This window comes from Luteimonas lutimaris (genome assembly GCF_039537065.1).
GTDB classification, from domain to species: domain Bacteria; phylum Pseudomonadota; class Gammaproteobacteria; order Xanthomonadales; family Xanthomonadaceae; genus Luteimonas; species Luteimonas lutimaris.
In genome coordinates, this window is record NZ_BAAAZU010000030.1 from 110,951 (window position 1) to 128,429 (window position 17,479).

At 70.5% G+C, this 17,479-nt stretch carries 15 protein-coding genes; 8 read left to right on the plus strand and 7 right to left on the minus strand.

Annotated features, from left to right (window positions below; all coding sequences use genetic code 11):
• Positions 1-140 precede the first annotated feature (140 nt).
• Positions 141-1,013 (minus strand): tryptophan 2,3-dioxygenase, encoded by an 873-nt coding sequence (locus ABD679_RS13620; RefSeq protein ID WP_344760545.1) that lies wholly within the window; start codon positions 1,011-1,013, stop codon positions 141-143.
• 133 nt (positions 1,014-1,146) lie between these two features.
• Between ABD679_RS13620 and ABD679_RS13625 the strand changes: the two genes are divergently transcribed.
• From ABD679_RS13625 to ABD679_RS13645, 5 genes are all read left to right on the plus strand, one after another.
• Positions 1,147-4,719, plus strand: coding sequence for a lamin tail domain-containing protein (locus ABD679_RS13625; protein WP_344760546.1), 3,573 nt, complete (start codon positions 1,147-1,149; stop codon positions 4,717-4,719).
• A gap of 385 nt (positions 4,720-5,104) precedes the next feature.
• Positions 5,105-6,178 (plus strand): pyruvate dehydrogenase (acetyl-transferring) E1 component subunit alpha, encoded by a 1,074-nt coding sequence (gene pdhA, locus ABD679_RS13630; RefSeq protein WP_344760547.1) that lies wholly within the window; start codon positions 5,105-5,107, stop codon positions 6,176-6,178.
• The gene (locus ABD679_RS13635) at positions 6,175-7,197 is read left to right on the plus strand and encodes an alpha-ketoacid dehydrogenase subunit beta (protein WP_344760548.1); all 1,023 of its coding nucleotides are present in this window, start codon (positions 6,175-6,177) and stop codon (positions 7,195-7,197) included. Before pdhA ends, ABD679_RS13635 begins: the two co-directional genes overlap by 4 nt.
• A 132-nt stretch (positions 7,198-7,329) precedes the next feature.
• Positions 7,330-8,715: a dihydrolipoamide acetyltransferase family protein gene (locus tag ABD679_RS13640; protein WP_344760549.1), complete on the plus strand. Its 1,386-nt coding sequence runs from the start codon at positions 7,330-7,332 to the stop codon at positions 8,713-8,715.
• Between the two features lie 117 nt (positions 8,716-8,832).
• Positions 8,833-9,216, plus strand: a complete 384-nt coding sequence (locus tag ABD679_RS13645; RefSeq protein ID WP_344760550.1) for a VOC family protein — start codon at positions 8,833-8,835, stop codon at positions 9,214-9,216.
• A gap of 14 nt (positions 9,217-9,230) precedes the next feature.
• On the opposite strand, the gene ABD679_RS13650 is transcribed toward ABD679_RS13645, so the two are convergent.
• Positions 9,231-10,175: an MBL fold metallo-hydrolase gene (locus ABD679_RS13650; protein ID WP_344760551.1), complete on the minus strand. Its 945-nt coding sequence runs from the start codon at positions 10,173-10,175 to the stop codon at positions 9,231-9,233.
• 253 nt (positions 10,176-10,428) lie between these two features.
• Between ABD679_RS13650 and ABD679_RS13655 the strand changes: the two genes are divergently transcribed.
• Both ABD679_RS13655 and ABD679_RS13660 read left to right on the plus strand, forming a co-directional pair.
• Complete coding sequence (locus ABD679_RS13655) at positions 10,429-11,217, plus strand: peptidoglycan DD-metalloendopeptidase family protein (RefSeq protein WP_344760552.1); 789 nt, start codon at positions 10,429-10,431, stop codon at positions 11,215-11,217.
• Between the two features lie 4 nt (positions 11,218-11,221).
• Positions 11,222-12,178, plus strand: coding sequence for a hypothetical protein (locus ABD679_RS13660; protein WP_344760553.1), 957 nt, complete (start codon positions 11,222-11,224; stop codon positions 12,176-12,178).
• Between the two features lie 33 nt (positions 12,179-12,211).
• Here the strand turns inward: ABD679_RS13660 and ABD679_RS13665 are convergent, their stop codons facing one another.
• Positions 12,212-12,529, minus strand: a complete 318-nt coding sequence (locus ABD679_RS13665; protein WP_344760554.1) for a hypothetical protein — start codon at positions 12,527-12,529, stop codon at positions 12,212-12,214.
• Positions 12,526-13,860 carry a tryptophan--tRNA ligase gene (locus ABD679_RS13670; RefSeq protein ID WP_344760555.1) on the minus strand — a complete coding sequence of 445 codons (1,335 nt, stop codon included), beginning with the start codon at positions 13,858-13,860 and terminating at the stop codon, positions 12,526-12,528. The genes ABD679_RS13665 and ABD679_RS13670 overlap by 4 nt, the downstream gene beginning before the upstream one ends.
• A gap of 131 nt (positions 13,861-13,991) precedes the next feature.
• On the opposite strand from ABD679_RS13670, the gene ABD679_RS13675 reads away from it, so the two are divergent.
• On the plus strand, positions 13,992-14,807 hold the full coding sequence (locus ABD679_RS13675) for a hypothetical protein (RefSeq protein ID WP_344760556.1): 816 nt from the start codon (positions 13,992-13,994) through the stop codon (positions 14,805-14,807).
• Between the two features lie 71 nt (positions 14,808-14,878).
• On the opposite strand, the gene ABD679_RS13680 is transcribed toward ABD679_RS13675, so the two are convergent.
• The 3 genes from ABD679_RS13680 to ABD679_RS13690 form a co-directional block, all read right to left on the minus strand.
• Positions 14,879-15,079, minus strand: coding sequence for a CsbD family protein (locus ABD679_RS13680; RefSeq protein ID WP_344760557.1), 201 nt, complete (start codon positions 15,077-15,079; stop codon positions 14,879-14,881).
• 214 nt (positions 15,080-15,293) lie between these two features.
• Positions 15,294-15,449, minus strand: coding sequence for an entericidin A/B family lipoprotein (locus tag ABD679_RS13685; RefSeq protein ID WP_344760558.1), 156 nt, complete (start codon positions 15,447-15,449; stop codon positions 15,294-15,296).
• Between the two features lie 313 nt (positions 15,450-15,762).
• The coding region (locus ABD679_RS13690; RefSeq protein ID WP_344760559.1) for a tetratricopeptide repeat protein at positions 15,763-17,479 on the minus strand (1,717 nt) is incomplete at its 5' end.

Consider the following 17,479-nt stretch of genomic DNA (forward strand, 5'->3'; position numbering starts at 1 on the left):
CATCCGTGCCGGGCACGGGACGCGCGAGGATTACCGACCTCGGCGCGCGGCGTCAAACCCGCGCGCTCGTGTTGCAGCGCAACAACCATGGTTCCGGGGCCGCGGCGCCCGTCCGCGCGGCGCCGGAAATCGCACCCGGCTTACGCCGGATCGGTGGCCTGGACGCCGATCACCGTTCGCACCTCGAACAGCTCCGGGAAGAACGTCAGGTCCAGCGCCTGCTTCAGGAAGCCCACGCCGCTGGAGCCGCCGGTGCCGCGCTTGAAGCCGATGATCCGCATCACCGTGCGCATGTGACGGAAGCGCCATAGCTGGAACTGGGTTTCCAGGTCCACCAGGTCCTCGCACAGGGCGTACTCGCGCCAGTGGGTGGCGGTGTCCTCATAGATGCGCTCGAACACCTGCACCAGCGCCGGGTCGGACACATGCGGCTTCGACCAGTCGCGCTCGACGTGCGCGGCCGGCACCGCGTGGCCCCAGCGCGCCAGGTAGCGCAGGAATTCGTCGTACAGCGTCGGCGCCTCGAGCACCGCGCGCAGGCCGGCGGCGCCTTCCGCGTCGTGCGCGAAGACCTTCAGCATCGCCGCGTTCTTGTTGCCCATCAGGAACTCGACCGTGCGGTACTGCAGCGACTGGAAACCCGAGGACGGGCCCAGGATGTCGCGGAATTCCATGTATTCGGCCGGCGTCAGCGTTTCCAGCACCGACCACTGCGCGGTCAACTGGTCGAGCACCCGCTTGCAGCGTGCGACCACCTTGCCGAACTGCCAGACGCGATCGCCACGCAGGTGCGCGACCGCGGCCGAAAGCTCGTGGATCAGCAGCTTCAGCCACAGCTCCGAGGTCTGGTGCTGGATGATGAACAGCATCTCGTCGTGGTGCGGCGGCTGCGACAGCGGGTGCTGCGCGGACAGCAGCCGGTCCAGCCGCAGGTAGCCGGCGTAGGTCATGCGCCCGGCCAGGTCGGTGTGGATGCTGTCCTCGAGCGCGCGCTCGTTGTTGTCGATGGCCATCCGTTCAGTCTAGCGAAAGACCGTTCGCGCCGCGCTGCGTCATGCGCCTGACACCCGGCTGCGGCAGAATCGGTCGCTCGCGGCCGTGGGGAGCCGCCCGACAGGCAGGACCATTCGCACAAGGGGAGTCTCGATGAACAGGTTCACGCGCCGGCTGGTGCTGGCTTTGCTGTTGTCCTGCGGCGTGTGCGCCGCGCACGCGCAACAAGTGGTGGTCAGCCAGGTGTACGGCGGCGGGGGCAACTCCGGCGCGACCCTGAAGAGCGACTTCATCGAACTGCACAACAACGGGGTGGAGGCGATCAGCGTCGACGGCTGGTCGGTGCAGTACGCCTCGGCCGCCGGCTCGAGCTGGCAGGTCACCGAGCTGTCCGGCAGCATCGCGCCCGGCGGCTACTACCTGGTCAAGGAAGCCGACGGCAACGGCGGCACCGTGGACCTGCCCACGCCGGACGCCACCGGCAGCATCGCCATGAGCGGCACTGCCGGCAAGGTCGCGCTGGTGTCCTCCACCGCCGCGCTCAGCGGCACCTGCCCCAGCGACAACGTCGACTTCGTCGGCTTCGGCGGCACCGCCAACTGCGCCGAGGGCGCGGCGCCGACGCCGGCCCCGAGCAACACGCTCGCCGTGCTGCGCGCCGGCGGCGGCTGCACCGATACCAACGTCAACGCGGACGACTTCGCCACCGGCACGCCCAATCCGCGCAACGGCGCCTCGCCGCCGAACGTGTGCGCCGGCGGCGGCCAGCCGGTGCTGACGGCTGCCAACGTCGCCCTGGCCGAGGGCAACAGCGGCAACACCGCGTTCGACTTCGTGCTCAGCCTGAGCGAGCCCGCCGGCGAAGGCGGCGTGTCCTTCGAGGTCGCCACCGCCGACGGCACCGCCACGGCCGGCAGCGACTACGTGGCGATCGCGCCGACCGCGATGACGATCGCCGAAGGCGACGACAGCGCCACCGTGACCGTGCAGGCCATCGGCGACACCGACAGCGAGGCCGACGAGACCTTCTTCGTCAACGTCACCGATGTCACCGGCGCCCTGCCGTCCTCGCTGCAGGCCACCGGCACCATCCTCAGCGACGACTTCGACATCGTCCCGGTGCACGCCATCCAGGGCGCGGGCGCCAGCTCGCCGTTGCTCGGGCAGACCGTCGTCACCAGCGCCATCGTCACCGCGGTGCGCAGCAGCGGCTTCTTCATCCAGATGCCCGACGCCGAGGCCGACGCCAACCCGCTGACCTCCGAAGGCGTGTACGTCTACACCGGCGCTGCGCCGCCGGACGCAGCCGCGGTCGGCAACCGCGTGCAGGTGCGCGGCGAGGTGCAGGAATACGTGCCCAGCGCCGACCCGACCCAGCCGCCGCTGACCGAACTGGGCGGCCCTGTGGTCGTCACCCTGGTGTCCACCGGCCACGCGCTGCCGGCGCCGGTCGAGCTGACCACCAGCTTCCCCGATCCGGACGGCGACTTCGACCAGCTCGAGCGCCTCGAAGGCATGCGGGTGACGGCAGCCAGCCTGACCGTCAACACGCCCACGCTCGGCAGCGTCAGCGAGACCAACGCCACCGCGACCAGCAACGGCGTCTTCCACGCCGTAGTCACCGGCGTGCCGCGCGCGTACCGCGAGCCGGGCGTGCAGGAGCCCGACCCACTGCCCGCAGGCAGCCCGGCCAACGTGCCGCGCTGGAACACCAACCCCGAGGTGATCTCGGTCAGCAGCCGCGCGCTCGGCGGCGACAGCGCCGACGTGATGTCCGGCTGTCTGGTCACCGGCGCGACCGGCCCGCTCGACTACACCTTCCGCCGCTACACGATCTATCCGGAAGAGTCGGTGCAGGTCGACTGCAGCAGCGTCGACCTGCCCGCGCCGGCACTGGAGCCGGGCGCGGACGATGCCAGCGTCGCCAGCTTCAACATGGAGCGCTTCTTCGACGACCAGAACGACCCGTCGATCGGCGAGCCGGTGCTCACCCCGATCGCCTACCAGACCCGCCTGAACAAGGCCTCGATGGCCATCCGCGACTACCTGCACGCGCCCGACATCGTCGCGCTGCAGGAAATCGAGAACCTGACCGTGCTGCAGGCCATCGCCGCGCGCATCAGCGAGGACGCGATCGCCAACGGCCAGCCCGACCCGCAGTACGCGGCGTACCTGGAAGAAGGCAACGACGTCGGCGGCATCGACGTGGGCTTCCTAGTCAGCACCGCCGAAGTCGGCGCCGGCATCGCGCGCGTGCAGGTGCTGGGCGTGACCCAGGAGGGCAAGGCCACGACCTGGACCGAGCCGGGCGGCGGCACCAGCCTGCTCAACGACCGCCCGCCGCTGCTGCTGCAGGCGCAGGTCAACTTCGCCGACGGCCGCAGCCTGCCGCTGACCGCGATCGTGGTCCACCAGCGTTCGCTCAACAGCGCCGAGGAAGACAGCCCCGGCGGCGAGCGCGTGCGCGCCAAGCGCCAGGAGCAGGCGCGCTTCCTCGCCAACCTGATCCAGGGCCGGCAGGTCGCCAATCCGTCCGAGCGGCTGGTGGTGCTGGGCGACTTCAACGCCTTCGAGTTCAACGACGGCTACGGCGATTCGATGGGCACCGTCACCGGCCTGCCCAGCGCGGACGACACCACCGTGGTGCCCGGCGACGGCGCCGACCTGGTCGATCCAGACCTGTTCGACCTGACCTTCCTCAATACCCCGGACGTGAGTTACTCGTACGCCTACGACGGCAACATCCAGTCGCTCGACCACGTGCTGGCCAATGCGGCGCTGATGAATGCCACCGACGTGGAGACGCTCTCGGTCAGCCATGCGCGCATCAACGCCGATTTCCCGGCGATCGCGCGCAACGCCACCGATTCGCCCACGCGCCTGTCCGACCACGACCCGACCCTGCTGCTGCTGCGCCTGAAGGCGGCGCAGTCGGCCGACCTGCACGTGGACGCCGGCGTGTCGCCGGACAGCGTGCAGCCGGGCGAGACGGCGACGTTCACGGTCGACGTCGGCAACACCGGGCCGGACGCGGCGGCGTTCGCGGCGGTCGCCCTGGTGCTCGACCAGGCGGTCGACGCCGAGGTCGGCGCGCCGGCCGGCTGGAACTGCAACACGCTGGGCGACGGCAGCGGCAGCCTTGCCAGCGTCACCTGCACGATCGACTCGCTCGCCGCGGGCGCCAGCCAGTCCTTCACGCTGGCCGTGACGCCCGGCGCGGCGCAGGCGGGGACGGCCCTGGGGCTCGCGGCCGCGGTGCAGTCGCAGACGCCGGATCCGGCAAGCGCCAACAACGGCGCGCAGGCCGCGCTGCAGGTGCTCGCATCCCCGCAGGCCGACCTGGCGCTGTCGATCAACGGCCCGGCCACGCTGCCGCGCCTGGCGTTCCAGGCGGAGTACGTGTTCACCCTGGCCAACAACGGCGGCGTCGCCGCCGCGCAGCCCGCGCTGCTGATCGAAGGCAACACCATGACCGCGACGGCCTCGGTCACGCCGCCGGCCGGCTGGCACTGCAGCAAGTACAGCAACGGTGGCCCGCGCTCGGCCAGCTTCGCCTGCACCGCCGCATCGCTGGCGGCCGGCGCGAGCGTGGACTTCGCGGTCAAGGTCAACGCCCGGCCGACGCCCGCGGGAGGCGTGATCACGGTCCAGGGCTCGGCCAGCTCGCCGACGCCGGACGCCAACCCGGCCGACAACCAGGCCCAGTTCGGCACCAGCGTGCTCTAGTCCGCACGCAGCGGAAACACGGGAAAGCGCGGCTCCGGCCGCGCTTTTTCTTTCGCCCGCCGGTATCCGGCTCCCCCGCAGGCGCGGCGGAAGCCGCGATCTGCTCCGGACGGCCACCGAGTCACCGGGCCCCGCGAATTGCGCCGCGCCTGCCCGCGCGACGCTTCACCGCCTTCCATACCCCACCGTTTCCTGCCGCAGCGCGCAACGGGAGTTTTCCTGCCAGCGGGTATCATCGGCGGACTGCCGCGGGGCCACGCGCCCCGCGACGCGCGCCAGGACCGGCATTCCGGGCCCGGCGCGCCCGTCCGGACCTCCACCGCGCATCCCGCGGGTGCGCGCGGTCCGGGCCCGCCCCGATACCACTCCAGCACACAGGATTGCGATGACCATCGCCGCAAAGTTCGAAATCGAATACCTGCAATACCTCGACCCCGACGGCAAGCTGTCGGGCAAGCTGCCGCCGGCGGTGAAGGACGCCAAGGCGCTGCTGCCGCTGTTTAAGCAGATGCTGTACGTGCGCACCTTCGACACCAAGGCCATCGCGCTGCAGCGCACCGGCAAGCTGGGCACCTACGCCTCGTGCCTGGGCCACGAGGCCACCCACATCGGCATCGGCGCGTCGATGAAGGAAGAGGACGTGTTCGCGCCCAGCTACCGCGAGTACGGCGCGCAGTTCATGCGCGGGGTGAAGCCGCGCGAGGTGCTGCTGTACTGGGGCGGCGACGAACGCGGCAACGATTTCTCCGGCCCGAAGCACGACTACTCCTGGTGCGTGCCGATCGCAACGCAATGCCTGCACGCGGCGGGCGCGGCACTGGCGTTCAAGCTGCGCGGCGAGAAGCGCGTCGCGGTGACCTGCTGCGGCGACGGCGGCTCGTCGAAGACCGATACCTACGCCGCGATCAACTCCGCCGGCGCCTACGCACTGCCGTTCGTGCAATGCATCATCAACAACGGCTGGGCGATTTCGGTGCCGCGCAATTCCCAGACCGGCGCGAAGACGCTGGCGCAGAAGGGCATCGCCGGCGGCCTGCACTGCCTGCAGGTGGACGGCAACGACCTGGTCGCCGTCCTCGAAGGCATGCGCCGCGCCATGGAGCGCGCGCGCAAGGGCGAAGGCGGCAGCGTGATCGAGTTCATGACCTACCGCCTGCACGACCACACCACCGCCGACGACGCCCGCCGCTACCGCGGCGAGGACGAGGTCAAGGACGCCTGGACGCGCGAACCGATGCTGCGCCTGCGCAAGTACCTGACCGCCCAGAAGCTGTGGGACGAGGACCAGGAAAAGGCCTGGAACGAGGAATGCGCGAAAGCCGTGGACGTCGAACTCAACGCCTATCTGGAAACGCCGGTGCAGCCGGTCGAGGCGATGTTCGACTACCTCTACGGGGATCCGCCCCCGGAACTGCTCGAACAGCGGGCGGAAGCCATGGCACGGGAGAAGCGGGCATGAGCGCGGCGAAGAAGCAGCCGGCCGCGGCCGCAGGCGAGCCGAAGGCGATCACCCTGATCGAGGCCATCACCCAGGCGCTCGCCCATGAGATGCGCGTCGACGACTCCGTCGTGGTGCTGGGCGAGGACGTGGGCGTCAACGGCGGCGTGTTCCGCGCCACCGCCGGCCTGCAGGCGCAGTTCGGCGACCAGCGCGTGATCGACACCCCGCTCGACGAAACCACCATCGCCGGTCTCACCGTCGGCATGGCCACCCAGGGCATGAAACCGGTGGCCGAGGCGCAGTTCGACGGCTTCGTCTACCCGATGGTCGACCACATCGTCTGCCACGCCGCGCGCTTCCGCTACCGCACCCGCGGCCGCATGCACTGTCCGATGGTGCTGCGCGTGCCGTGGGGCGGCGGCATCCGTGCGCCGGAGCACCACTCCGAGGCCAACGAGGCGATCTTCACCAACGTCCCCGGCCTGCGCGTGGTGCTGCCGTCGTCGCCGCAGCGCGCCTACGGCCTGCTGCTCGCCGCGATCCGCGACCCGGACCCGGTGATCTTCATGGAGCCCAAGCGCATCTACCGCCAGTACAAGGAACTGGTGCCCGACGACGGCGAAGCGCTGCCGCTGGACGTGTGCTACGTGCTGCGCGACGGCAGCGACGTGACCATCGCCACCTGGGGCTCGCAGGTCAAGGAAGCGCTGGAAGCGGCCGACAAGCTCGCCGCCGAGGGCATCAGCGCCGAGGTCATCGACGTCGCCACGCTGCGCCCGCTGGACTTCGACACGATCGCCGAATCGGTGTCCCGGACCGGCCGCTGCGTGATCGTGCACGAGGCGCCGAAGACTGCCGGCTTCGGCGCCGAAATCGCCGCGCGCCTGGCCGAGGAATCGATGTACGACCTGCTCGCCCCGGTCGAACGCGTGACCGGCTACGACACCCACATCCCGCTGTTCCGGCTGGAGATGAAGTACCTGCCGAACGTGGACAAGATCGTGGCCGCCGCGAAGCGCACCATGGCTGCAGGTTGAGTTCCCGTCATTCCCGCGAAAGCGGGAACCCGGTGCCTTCGACAGCAGCGCAAGCCATGCCCAAATCCAGAGTCGCTGGGTTCCCGCTTTCGCGGGAATGACAGCAAGAATGAAAAATCGGACCAGACCACCATGACCACCAAGCAATTCCTGCTCCCCGACCTCGGCGAAGGCCTCCCCGACGCGACCATCGTCGAGTGGTACGTGAAGGAAGGCGACACCATCCGCCTCGACGACAACCTGGTCTCGATGGAAACCGCCAAGGCCGTCGTCGACGTGCCCTCGCCGGTCTCGGGCAAGGTGCTCAAGCTCGCTGGCGGCGCCGGCGACGTGATCGTGACCGGCACGATGCTGGCCGAGTTCGAGCTCGACCCCAACGCCCCGCAGCGCGCCGAGGGCCAGGACACCGGCCATCACCACGGTCCTGCGAAAGGCGCGGGTAGCCCCGCCCCGGACGACGGCGACAGGGTCGTCGCCTCCGACGAGGGCGGCGAGATCACCGAAAGCGATGAAACCCGCACCGAGGAACTGCGCGAGGACAGCGGCACCGTGGTCGGCGCGATGCAGTCCTCCGACGCGGTGCGCAGCGAGCAGGCGGTCGCGGTGGGCGGCGTCAAGGCGATGCCGGCGGTGCGCGCGATGGCGCGCAAGCTCAAGGTCGACCTGTCGCAGGTGGCGCCCACCGGCGCCGACGGCGTGATCACCATGGCCGACGTCAAGCAGGCTGCCGCCAGCGGCACCGCGAAGGCCGGCGCTGCACCCGCGGCCGCCGCGGCCAGGCCCAGCGCCACGCCGGCGCCCGCGCGCGACGCCGCGCAGCGCACCCAGCTCTCCGCCTCCGGCAAGCCGATGCGCACCCAGCCGCCGTCGGTGTCCGCCAGCGGCCAGCCCGAGCAGCTCAAGGGCGTGCGCCGCAACATGGCCCGGGTCATGGCCGACGCGCACGCCAAGGTCGTGGCGACCACGCTCAGCGACGACGCCGACATCCACGCCTGGGCGCCCGGCAACGACGTCACCACCCGCCTGATCCGCGCGATCTGCGCCGCGGCCAAGGCGGTGCCCGCACTCAACGCCTGGTTCGACGGCGACAAGCTGGTGCGCACCCTGCACCCGCACGTCGATGTCGGTATCGCGGTCGATACCGACGACGGCCTGTTCGTGCCGGCGCTGCGCAATGCCGACGTGCTCGATGCCGGCGGCGTGCGCGAGGGCGTCAACCGCCTGCGCGCACAGGTGATGGACCGCAGCATCCCCGCGTCCGAGCTGTCCGGCTACACGATCTCGCTGTCGAACTTCGGCATGTTCGCCGGCCGTTACGCCACGCCTGTGGTGGTGCCGCCGTGCGTGGCGATCGTCGCCGCCGGCCGCGGCCGCCACCAGATCACCCCGGTGATCGGCGGCTTCGAATCGCACAAGGTGATCCCGCTGTCGCTGACCTTCGACCACCGCGCCTGCACCGGCGGCGAGGCCGCGCGGTTCCTCAAGGCGATGCTGGACGACCTGGCACTGGCGCGGTGATCGGGACGCGGTGGGGCGCGATGGGTGGCTGGTGATTCGCGGAAGCGGATCACCGCCTTCCGCAACCACCGCGGAGCCGGACCCGCTTTCACCAATCATCAATCACGGACTTCGCTCATGCCCCACCACAGTCGGCTGTCGAGTTTCGTCCTGGACTGCGAGGTCGACGACCTCGCCCCGCATGTCGAGTTCTGGAGCAGGGCGCTGGGCAAGCGCGTCGAGGCCGTCGACGAGGACGGCGACGGCAAGTACGCGCGCCTGGCCACGGAGCGGGACGAACCGATCCTGCTGCTGCAGAAGGTCGGCCACGCCTCGCGCATCCATCTGGACATCGAAACCGACGACGTCGATGCCGAAGCCGAGCGCCTGGTGGCGCTGGGCGCGAAGAAGATCGGCAAGGTCCACACCTGGTGGGTGATGGAGGCGCCCAGCGGCCACCGCTTCTGCGTGATCCGCCAGCAGCGCAAGCCGTTCGGGCCGCACCTCAATGCCTGGGACTAGCGGCGCCCCCGGGTTCAGCGCTTCGCGCGATCCAGCCAGACCTCAAGCCCCTGCGCGTTGAGCTCGATGTCCACGGCCAGCAGCCGCGGCACGACCGCATGCGCACCGGCCACGCCGTGGCGGCGCGCGCGCTCGACGTAGAGCGTCGTCAGCGCCTCCACCAGCCGCGCGTGGCGGTCGGCGGCGCCGTCGCATCCGCGCGCCAGTGCCACCATCGCGTCGACCTGTTCGAGCAGGTCCGTGCCCAGCCGCGCCACTTCGTCCACGCGCCCATAGTGGGTCAGATGGACTGCCGCCGGCTGTTCCGCGAGCAGCCGGCGGACCGAAGCGCGCATTTCGTCCGGATCGAACTGCACCGGCGACGTCGTCGGCACGACGAACGCACCCTGCCCGGTCACAAGCTCCGGATACGCCAGCCCGAAGATGTCGCCGCTGAACCAGCTGCGGCTGGCCGCGTCCCACACCGCGATGTGGTGTCGCGCGTGGCCGGGCGTGTCGGCGCACAGCAGCGGCCGTCCGGCGAGGTCGACGACGTGGCCGTCAGGCGCCTCCACCACGCGTTCGGCGGGCACCGGCAGCAGGGTGCCGTAGCTGCGCGCGAATTCCACTTCGCCGTACACCGCGGTCGCGCCGGCCACCAGCCGCGACGGATCGACCATGTGCGGTGCGCCGCGCGGGTGCACCACCAGCCGCGCGTTGGGCAGCGCACGCATCAGCGTCCCTGCGCCGCCGGCGTGGTCGAGGTGGACATGGGTCAGGACCAGCCAGTCGATCGCCTCACGCGCCAGGCCTTGCTGGTCGAGCGCGGCCAGCATCCGCGGCACGCTGTCATTGCTGCCGCAGTCGATGAAGGCCGCGCGGCCGGCATGCTCGACCAGGTAGGCCGCGCAGAACCGCGGCCGGTCGCCGAAACCGGTGTCGATGGTGGTGATGCCGATGTCGTCTGCCTGGGAATCCATGCGGGAGTCGCGACGCGGGATGTGACGCAGTCAACAGTCTAGGACGCCGGGACGGTCGAAGCACCCCGCGACGCGGCGCACGCCAAGGGTGCGCCCCAGCTACCGCGCCGCCGGGCCACGGCCTAGCGTCGGACTGCGCACATCGGGGGAGTGCGGGAACCGCCGGTGAATGCGTGCATGCGCAGCGGCGGGCGCCGATCACCGGCGCGTCCGGTCGACGGATGCGCCGGCCACCAGCCAAGGGGAGTCCAAGATGGACCGACAGCACCGTTTCCTGGCCAGGCTTGCCGCCTGCGCCGTCCTCGCCTGCGTCGCGGCCGCCGCGCAGGCAGCGCCGAAGTTCCAGATGCCGTTCCCGTGCGGACAGAAATGGGTGGGCAGCACCTGGAACGGGCACAGTCCCGCCTATGCCGTCGACCTCAACCGCGGGCCCAAGCCCGATTCCGACCTCGGCGATACCGTGGTCGCGGCCTACGGCGGCACCGTCACCACGTCGGCCTATTCCACGACCACCGGCTACGGCAACTACATCATCATCAGCCACGGCAACGGCTGGCAGACGCTGTACGCGCACCTGAACTCGCGTTCGGTGGCCAAGGGCAAGACGGTCAAGCGCGGCCAGAAGATCGGCACCGTCGGCCGCTCCAGCGCCAAGTACAACCTGTCGCCGCACCTGCATTTCGAGGAACGCCACAACGGCGTGGTGCAGAAGATCAAGTGGAACGGCTCGCAGATCCCGTACTACGCCAAGAAGACCTACACCAGCAAGAACTGCAGCGGCGGTGGCGGCGGCGTCACCGGCACCGTCAACACCACCAGCGGCGTCAACCTCAACGTGCGCGCGGGCCCGAGCACCAGCTATGCCAAGGTCGGCAGCCTGGCCGATGGCGCCACGGTGACCATCCAGTGCCAGAAGATCGGCCAGTCGATCAGCGGCACCTACGGCACCAGCAAGCTGTGGAACCGGATCGGCAGCGGCCGCTTCATCCCCGATGCCTACACCTACACCGGGTCGGACGGGCGCGTGGCGCCGGACTGCTGACGTGGTGGCCACGCACGCCGGGGGGCCGCAGGCGCCGCGTTCCGGCGTGTTGCGGCCGGCCATCGTCGTCGCCCTGCTCGCCGCCGCGCTTGGCGGCGGGCTGGTCGGTCATCGGCTTGCCGATCATCGCGGGGCGACCGACGCACCGGCATCCGCCGCGGACGCGACACCCGCGCGCGGGGAATCGCGTCCTGCACCGCCCCGGCCGCCGTTGCAGGCGCGCGTGCCTGCCCCCGTCGGCGACAACCTCGGCCTCGAAAGCACGCGCGCGCTGAACGACCCGGCCTACCTGCGCGAACTGATCGCCCGCCACGCGGGCGAAACCGATCCCGACCGGCGCGGTGCCCTGCTCGCGGTGCTGGAGAGCGCGGCCAACGACCAGGTCATGGCGTACGCGCTGCAGCTGGCGGACGCTTCAGACCCGCAATCGCGCCAGGACGGACTGCGGCTGCTGCAGGCCTTCCCGCTCGACCGAGCCCCGGTGCGCGAGCTGCTGCTGCGCCAGATCGATGAAGAGAGCGACCCGGCGATGCTCCGGCAGCTGGTCGACGGCCTCACGCCCGCGGTGCTGCCGGTGGAGGACACGACACCGGTCGCGGCACGCCTGGCACAGTTGCGCAGCCACCCCGATCCCGGCGTGCGCGCGAGCAGCCTGCTGCAGTCGACCCAGTGGGACCACCAGGCGGACATGGAGCAAATGCTGTACGAAGCGATGCTCGATCCGGCGCCGCAGGTGCGCGAAGCGGCGGCCGCCGGTGTGACCTCGACCCTGGTGCACTCCACGCGGCTGAAGACGGCGCTGCTGGAGATGGCCGGCGACACGACCCTGTCGGCCGATGCGCGGTCGGCGGCGGTGTTCGCGCTGCAGGGCTTCGCACTCGACCGCGACGAATACGCGCTGTTCAAGCATCTCGCCGCGGAAACCGGGCCGGCAGCCAGCGAGGCGGGCCACGGCCACTGACGCAGCGGACGCGCGGCCGCCTGGCGTCTCCCGTCAGGCTGGCTTTGCCTGGCGCCAGATCCACCAGCGCAACAGCACCGCGACCAGCAGCGCGGCCAGGAACACGCCGTAGCCGACCGACGTGGCCAGGATCTGCCGCCACATGTGCCCGTGCGCGGGGTTGGCATAGTCCTGCGCCCAGTGCAGCGCGGCCATGAACGCCGCCGTCGACAGCGCCAGGCTGGCCAGGTCGAACAGCCGCCGGCGCCAGTGCCGCGGCTGGCGCGGGAACATCCAGAACAGCACGCCCAGGATCAGGAACCACGGCAGGAACAGGATCAGGCCGAGGTTGAGTTCGAACTGCGGGTTCATGCGGCCTCCGCCAGGCTCGCCAGCGCCGCGGCCACGTCCTCCAGCGCCACGTCCTCGCCCAATTCGCCGACCACCTGGTCGTCCAGCCACACGCCCGTCGATTCCGCGCGCAGGCCGGCGCCGCCACCCTGCTTCAGGCGCGCAACCAGTTGCCCGGCCTCGCGCGCCGACGCATGCCCGGCGCCCTGCAGCAGCAGCGCGCCGCCGGCGTCGACCAGTTTGAAATGGAAGCGGCCGTCGGCCTCGCGGTACTGCTTGAACTGCGGCAGCGTAGCCTTCGCAGCCGCGGCCTTGCCCGTGCTGCCCGCGGCCTGCGACAGGTCGCGCAGGCCGACCGCTTCGCGCAGTTCGCGCAGCAGCGGTGTCGCATGTTGCGCGCGCAGGCGCCGGGCGCCGTCGCGCAGCAGGCGTTCGATGTCCTGCGGCCGGGCCATCAGCGTCTCGTAGCGCTCGCGCAGCGGCGCGACTTCCGCATCGATGCGCTCGAACAGCTGCTGCTTGGCCTCGCCCCAGGCGATGCCCTGCGCGAAGGCGCGCCGCATCGCCGCGGTTTCCTCGTCGCTGGCGAACGCCTGGTAGAGCTGGAACACGTTGGACGCGTCGGCGTCCTTGGGCTCGCCCGGCGCGCGCGAGTCGGTGACGATCGAGGCGACCAGCTTGCGCAGTGTCGCCCGCGGCGCGAACAGCGGGATGGTGTTGTCGTAACTCTTGGACATCTTGCGGCCGTCGAGGCCGGGCAGCGTGGCCACGCTCTCCTCGATCGCCGCTTCCGGCAGGCGGAAATACTCGCCGCCGTAGATGTGGTTGAAGCGCTGGCCGAAGTCGCGCGCCATCTCGATGTGCTGCACCTGGTCGCGGCCCACCGGCACCCTGTCGGCGTTGAACAGCAGGATGTCGGCGGCCATCAGCACCGGGTACATGAACAGCCCGGCGTTGACGCCGGCATCGTCGTCCTCGCCCTCGGCGCGGTTGCGGTCGACCGCGGCCTTGTAGGCGTGCGCGCGGTTGAGGATGCCCTTGGCGGCCACGCAGGTCAGCAGCCAGGTCAGTTCGGTGATCTCGGGGACATCGGACTGGCGGTAGAACCAGACCCTTTCCGGATCCAGGCCGCAGGCCAGCCAGGCGGCGGCGATTTCCAGGGTCGAGCGCTGCGTGCGCGCAGGGTCCTGCGCCTTGATCAGGCTGTGCAGGTCGGCGAGGAAGTAGAAGCTCTCGGCGTCGTCCGCGCGCGACGCGGCCACCGCCGGGCGGATCGCACCGACGTAGTTGCCCAGGTGCGGCGTGCCGGAGGTGGTAATGCCGGTGAGGATGCGGGTCTTGCGCGGAGTCATGGCGGGGTCGAAGGCAGCGTTGCGGCCATTTTAGCCCGCCGCAGTGGAGCAACGGCTCGCCGTTGCCGCGACGGCAACCCCGTCCGCCGCGACGGCGCGTTCGTATGGCCACCCACAATGGAGAACCGGCCATGTCGCGCATCGTCCTGTCCCTGTCTGCGGCCCTGCTCGCCGCATCCGCCTGTTTCCCGGCCGCGGCGCGCACGCTGGTGGACATGTCCATCGTCGACCGCGACGATGGCCGCCCCCTGCCGCAGTATCGCCACGCCGGCGAACGCTGGCTGGCCGGCGTGCCCGGCCACCGCTACGCCGTGCGCCTGGCCAACACCAGCGGCGAGCGCGTGCTGGTCGTGCTGTCGGTCGACGGCGTCAACGCGGTCACCGGCGAGGACGCCGACCCGTCACAGGCCGGCTACGTGCTGGAGCCCTGGCAGAGCGCGGAGATCGGCGGCTGGCGCAAGTCGCTCGACGATGTCGCGCAGTTCCACTTCACCCGCCTGCCCGACAGCTACGCCGCGCGCACCGGCCGGCCCGGCAACGTCGGCGTGGTCGGCATCGCCGTGTTCCGCGAACGCCGCCCGCCTCGCATCCATGCCGCGCCCTATCCGTACCCGGTGCGGCCGGAAGCCCGAACCGGTGCCGACGACGCGGGAGCGCCCTCCGCTTCGGCCGCTGCCGAAGCCTCGATCGTGACCACGCCGACGCCTGCCGACGCCACGCGCCAGCGGATCGGCACCGGCCACGGCGCACGCGAGTGGGCGCCGGTCTCGCGCACCGGCTTCGTGCGCGCCGGCAACCGGCCGGCGCAGGTGACCGAACTGCGCTACGACACGCCACGGCGGCTGATGGCGCTGGGCATCCTGCCGCGCGAAGATCATTGGCGGCCGCGGCCGGTTGCGCAGGTGCCGCATGCGTTCCCCGGCGGCTTCGTCCCCGACCCGCGGTAACTGCAGCCTGCCGGAAACGATGCGGGCCGGCGATCGCCGGCCCGTCCGTGATCCGCACGGTTTGCGGATTCTCAGTCGAGCGTCTTGCCGAACTCGTCGACCTCCCGCTCGGCGCGATCGCGATCCCATCCGTAGCGCTCCTGCAGCTTGCCGGCCAGGTATTTGCTGTCGCCCGCCGCCACGTCGAACACGTCGTCGGTCAGGTCGCCCCACTTGGCCTGGGCCTTGCCCTTCAGCTGCAGCCACTTGCCGGCGATGATGTCGTTGTTCATGCGCGTTCTCCTCAATCTCGTTGGTGACGCGGCCAGCATCGCAAGCCACGCCTTCGCTGCGCGTGTCCAAGGCGTTACGCGCGGCTTCAATTCCTTGAACGCTTCAGTTTCGACGAACCGATCGACGCGGAGCGCGCCGGGCACGCTACCGGACAACGGACAAAAAGAACGGGCCGGCAAGGCCGACCCGTCGTGTCGTGCGATCAATGCGGGATCAGCGCGGATCAGTCGCGCCGGTGTCGTCCGCTTTCTTCTCCATCTTCTCGCCGACCTTCTGCACGTCCTTGCCCGCCCCTTTCACGGTGTTGCAGGCGACGAGGAAATTGGCGCAGAACAGCGCCAGGACTGCCAGGGAAACGATGCGCTTCATGGAACTCTCCTGTGGAATGGACTGGACCGCGGGGCGAGTCTGCGGCCCGCGCCATGAATGAAACCCCATCGGGGTGTGAATACCGCGTGCAATCCGCGGCCGCGTGCATCCCGCGCGTGTTCCCGGTCAGGCGCGCATCATGTTCGCGGCGCCGTTCGCGCCATTGCGACGCTTGCCGCCGGCGTCGGCCGCTGTGTACCAGTGCGCCGCCTGGCAACCATCCCGCGCCAGGCATGGGGCGCGTCGTGACCCGCGATGCCACGGCATCCCGCCTGTTCGCGCGGGCCGGAAAACAGCGCCCCGCGATGCGCGATCAATGCCGGATGGCGGATGGCCGGATGACAGGGGGCAACAGGTCGATGCTGCGGATCGGGCCGGAGGGAAGGTAGCCGCCTGCATCCAGGCCCGCCTTCGCGCGTCGCTCCAGCCGGTCGGCAGTCGCCGTGTCTCCACGGGTCCGCAGCAACTGCGCCTGCAGCCGCTGCCGTCGCGCAACGTCGTGCACGTCGCCGAGCGGCAGGCGGGCATCCACCGGCTCCAAGGCCCGCAACGCCGCGAGTGCCTCGTCATCGCGTCCGGCAGCGATGGCGCAGACTGCCGCCGCTTCCACCATGTCCGGTACATACCGCGCCCGCGCCACCGTATCGCCCTCGCGGTGCGCCAGCAGGTCCTGCAGCAGATGTGCGCCGTCGGCCACGTCCTGCGACCGGCCGGTGCGGCACGACAGTTGCGCGAGCAGCGCGTTGTTCAGGACCTGCATGGGCCGGGGAGCCTCGTCCGCGGCTGCCTTGTCGCGCGATGTCCTGGCTTCTGCAAGCCCGGCCTCCCAGCGCCCGCCCGCAGCCAGCACCTTCGCCCGCTGGCGGTGGTAGTCCGGACCGCCCTCCTGCCCACTGACGACATCCGGGTGGCTCTTCCGGACGACTTCGAGCGCCTCGTCGATGCGGCCCTGCCGCAGCAGGCAGGACCACAGCAGGTTGCGTGCGGCCCTCACATAGTCGACCGGCCTGTCGAACAGGGTGCCGTAGGCCGCGATGGCGGCACGCGCCTCGCGCTCGCTTTGCGCCAGCTTGCCGAGGTACATCTCGTTCGAGGCCAGGTTCACCCGCGCGATGGTGTAGTTGAGCAGGCTGGTGGCGGGATCCTGCATCCGGAATGCCTTCCTGAGGTGGGGGGCGGCACGCTCATACTGGCCACGCGACATCAGGATGCCGCCGAGAATGCCGAGCGCACGCCTGTAGTCCTTCATGGCCACGTCGTCGCGGCTGGCCATCGCGGCAACCACGACCTCCTGCATGGCCACGGCCTCGTCGTAGCGATTCTGGAACATCAGGTTGTAGGCGATTTCGCTGCGGACGTCGAGTACCACCCGGCTGTCCGGATCATGCGCCTGCATGAAGTCGTCAGCCTGCCGCAAGTATTGTTCACGGTCGGCGGCGCTAAATCCCACGTGCCCCACGCGCCCCTTGATCAACAGCGCGCGCGCGTACGATTCGGGATCGCTCTCGCGGACCGTGGCGGACAGCGCAAGCGCCTCTTCGACCAGTTCCTCGGCACGCTCCTGCATGCCCCTGCTCCAGAACACGTGCGCAATCGTGGCCAGCATCTCTGCGCGCAAGCCAGGGTCTCCGTATTCGGGGGTGCGCGCGCGCTCGATGCCGGCATCGAGCAACTCGACCGTCGACGGCAATTCGGCTTCCGGCATCGCGGGCGCACGTGCGTCGAACAGCCGGATGGTGAAGCTCTTTACAGCCTCGGCACGCTGCAGCGCCCGCTCGGCGCGCTGGCGCGCGGCATCTGCCTGGTCGCGTGCGATGTCCGAGGCGAGCGCCTCCCTGCGCGCGTGTTCGGCCTGCCAGGCGAACCCGACGATCCCTGCCGCCAGGCTGGCCACCAGCGCCACCACCAGCCCAGTGGCCAGCTTGTGCCGCATCACCAGCCGCCTGAAGCGGTAGCCACTACCGCCCCGCCGCGCCGCCACCGGCCGTCCCGACCGCCACGCGCGCAGGTCCGCCGCCAGTTCCGACACC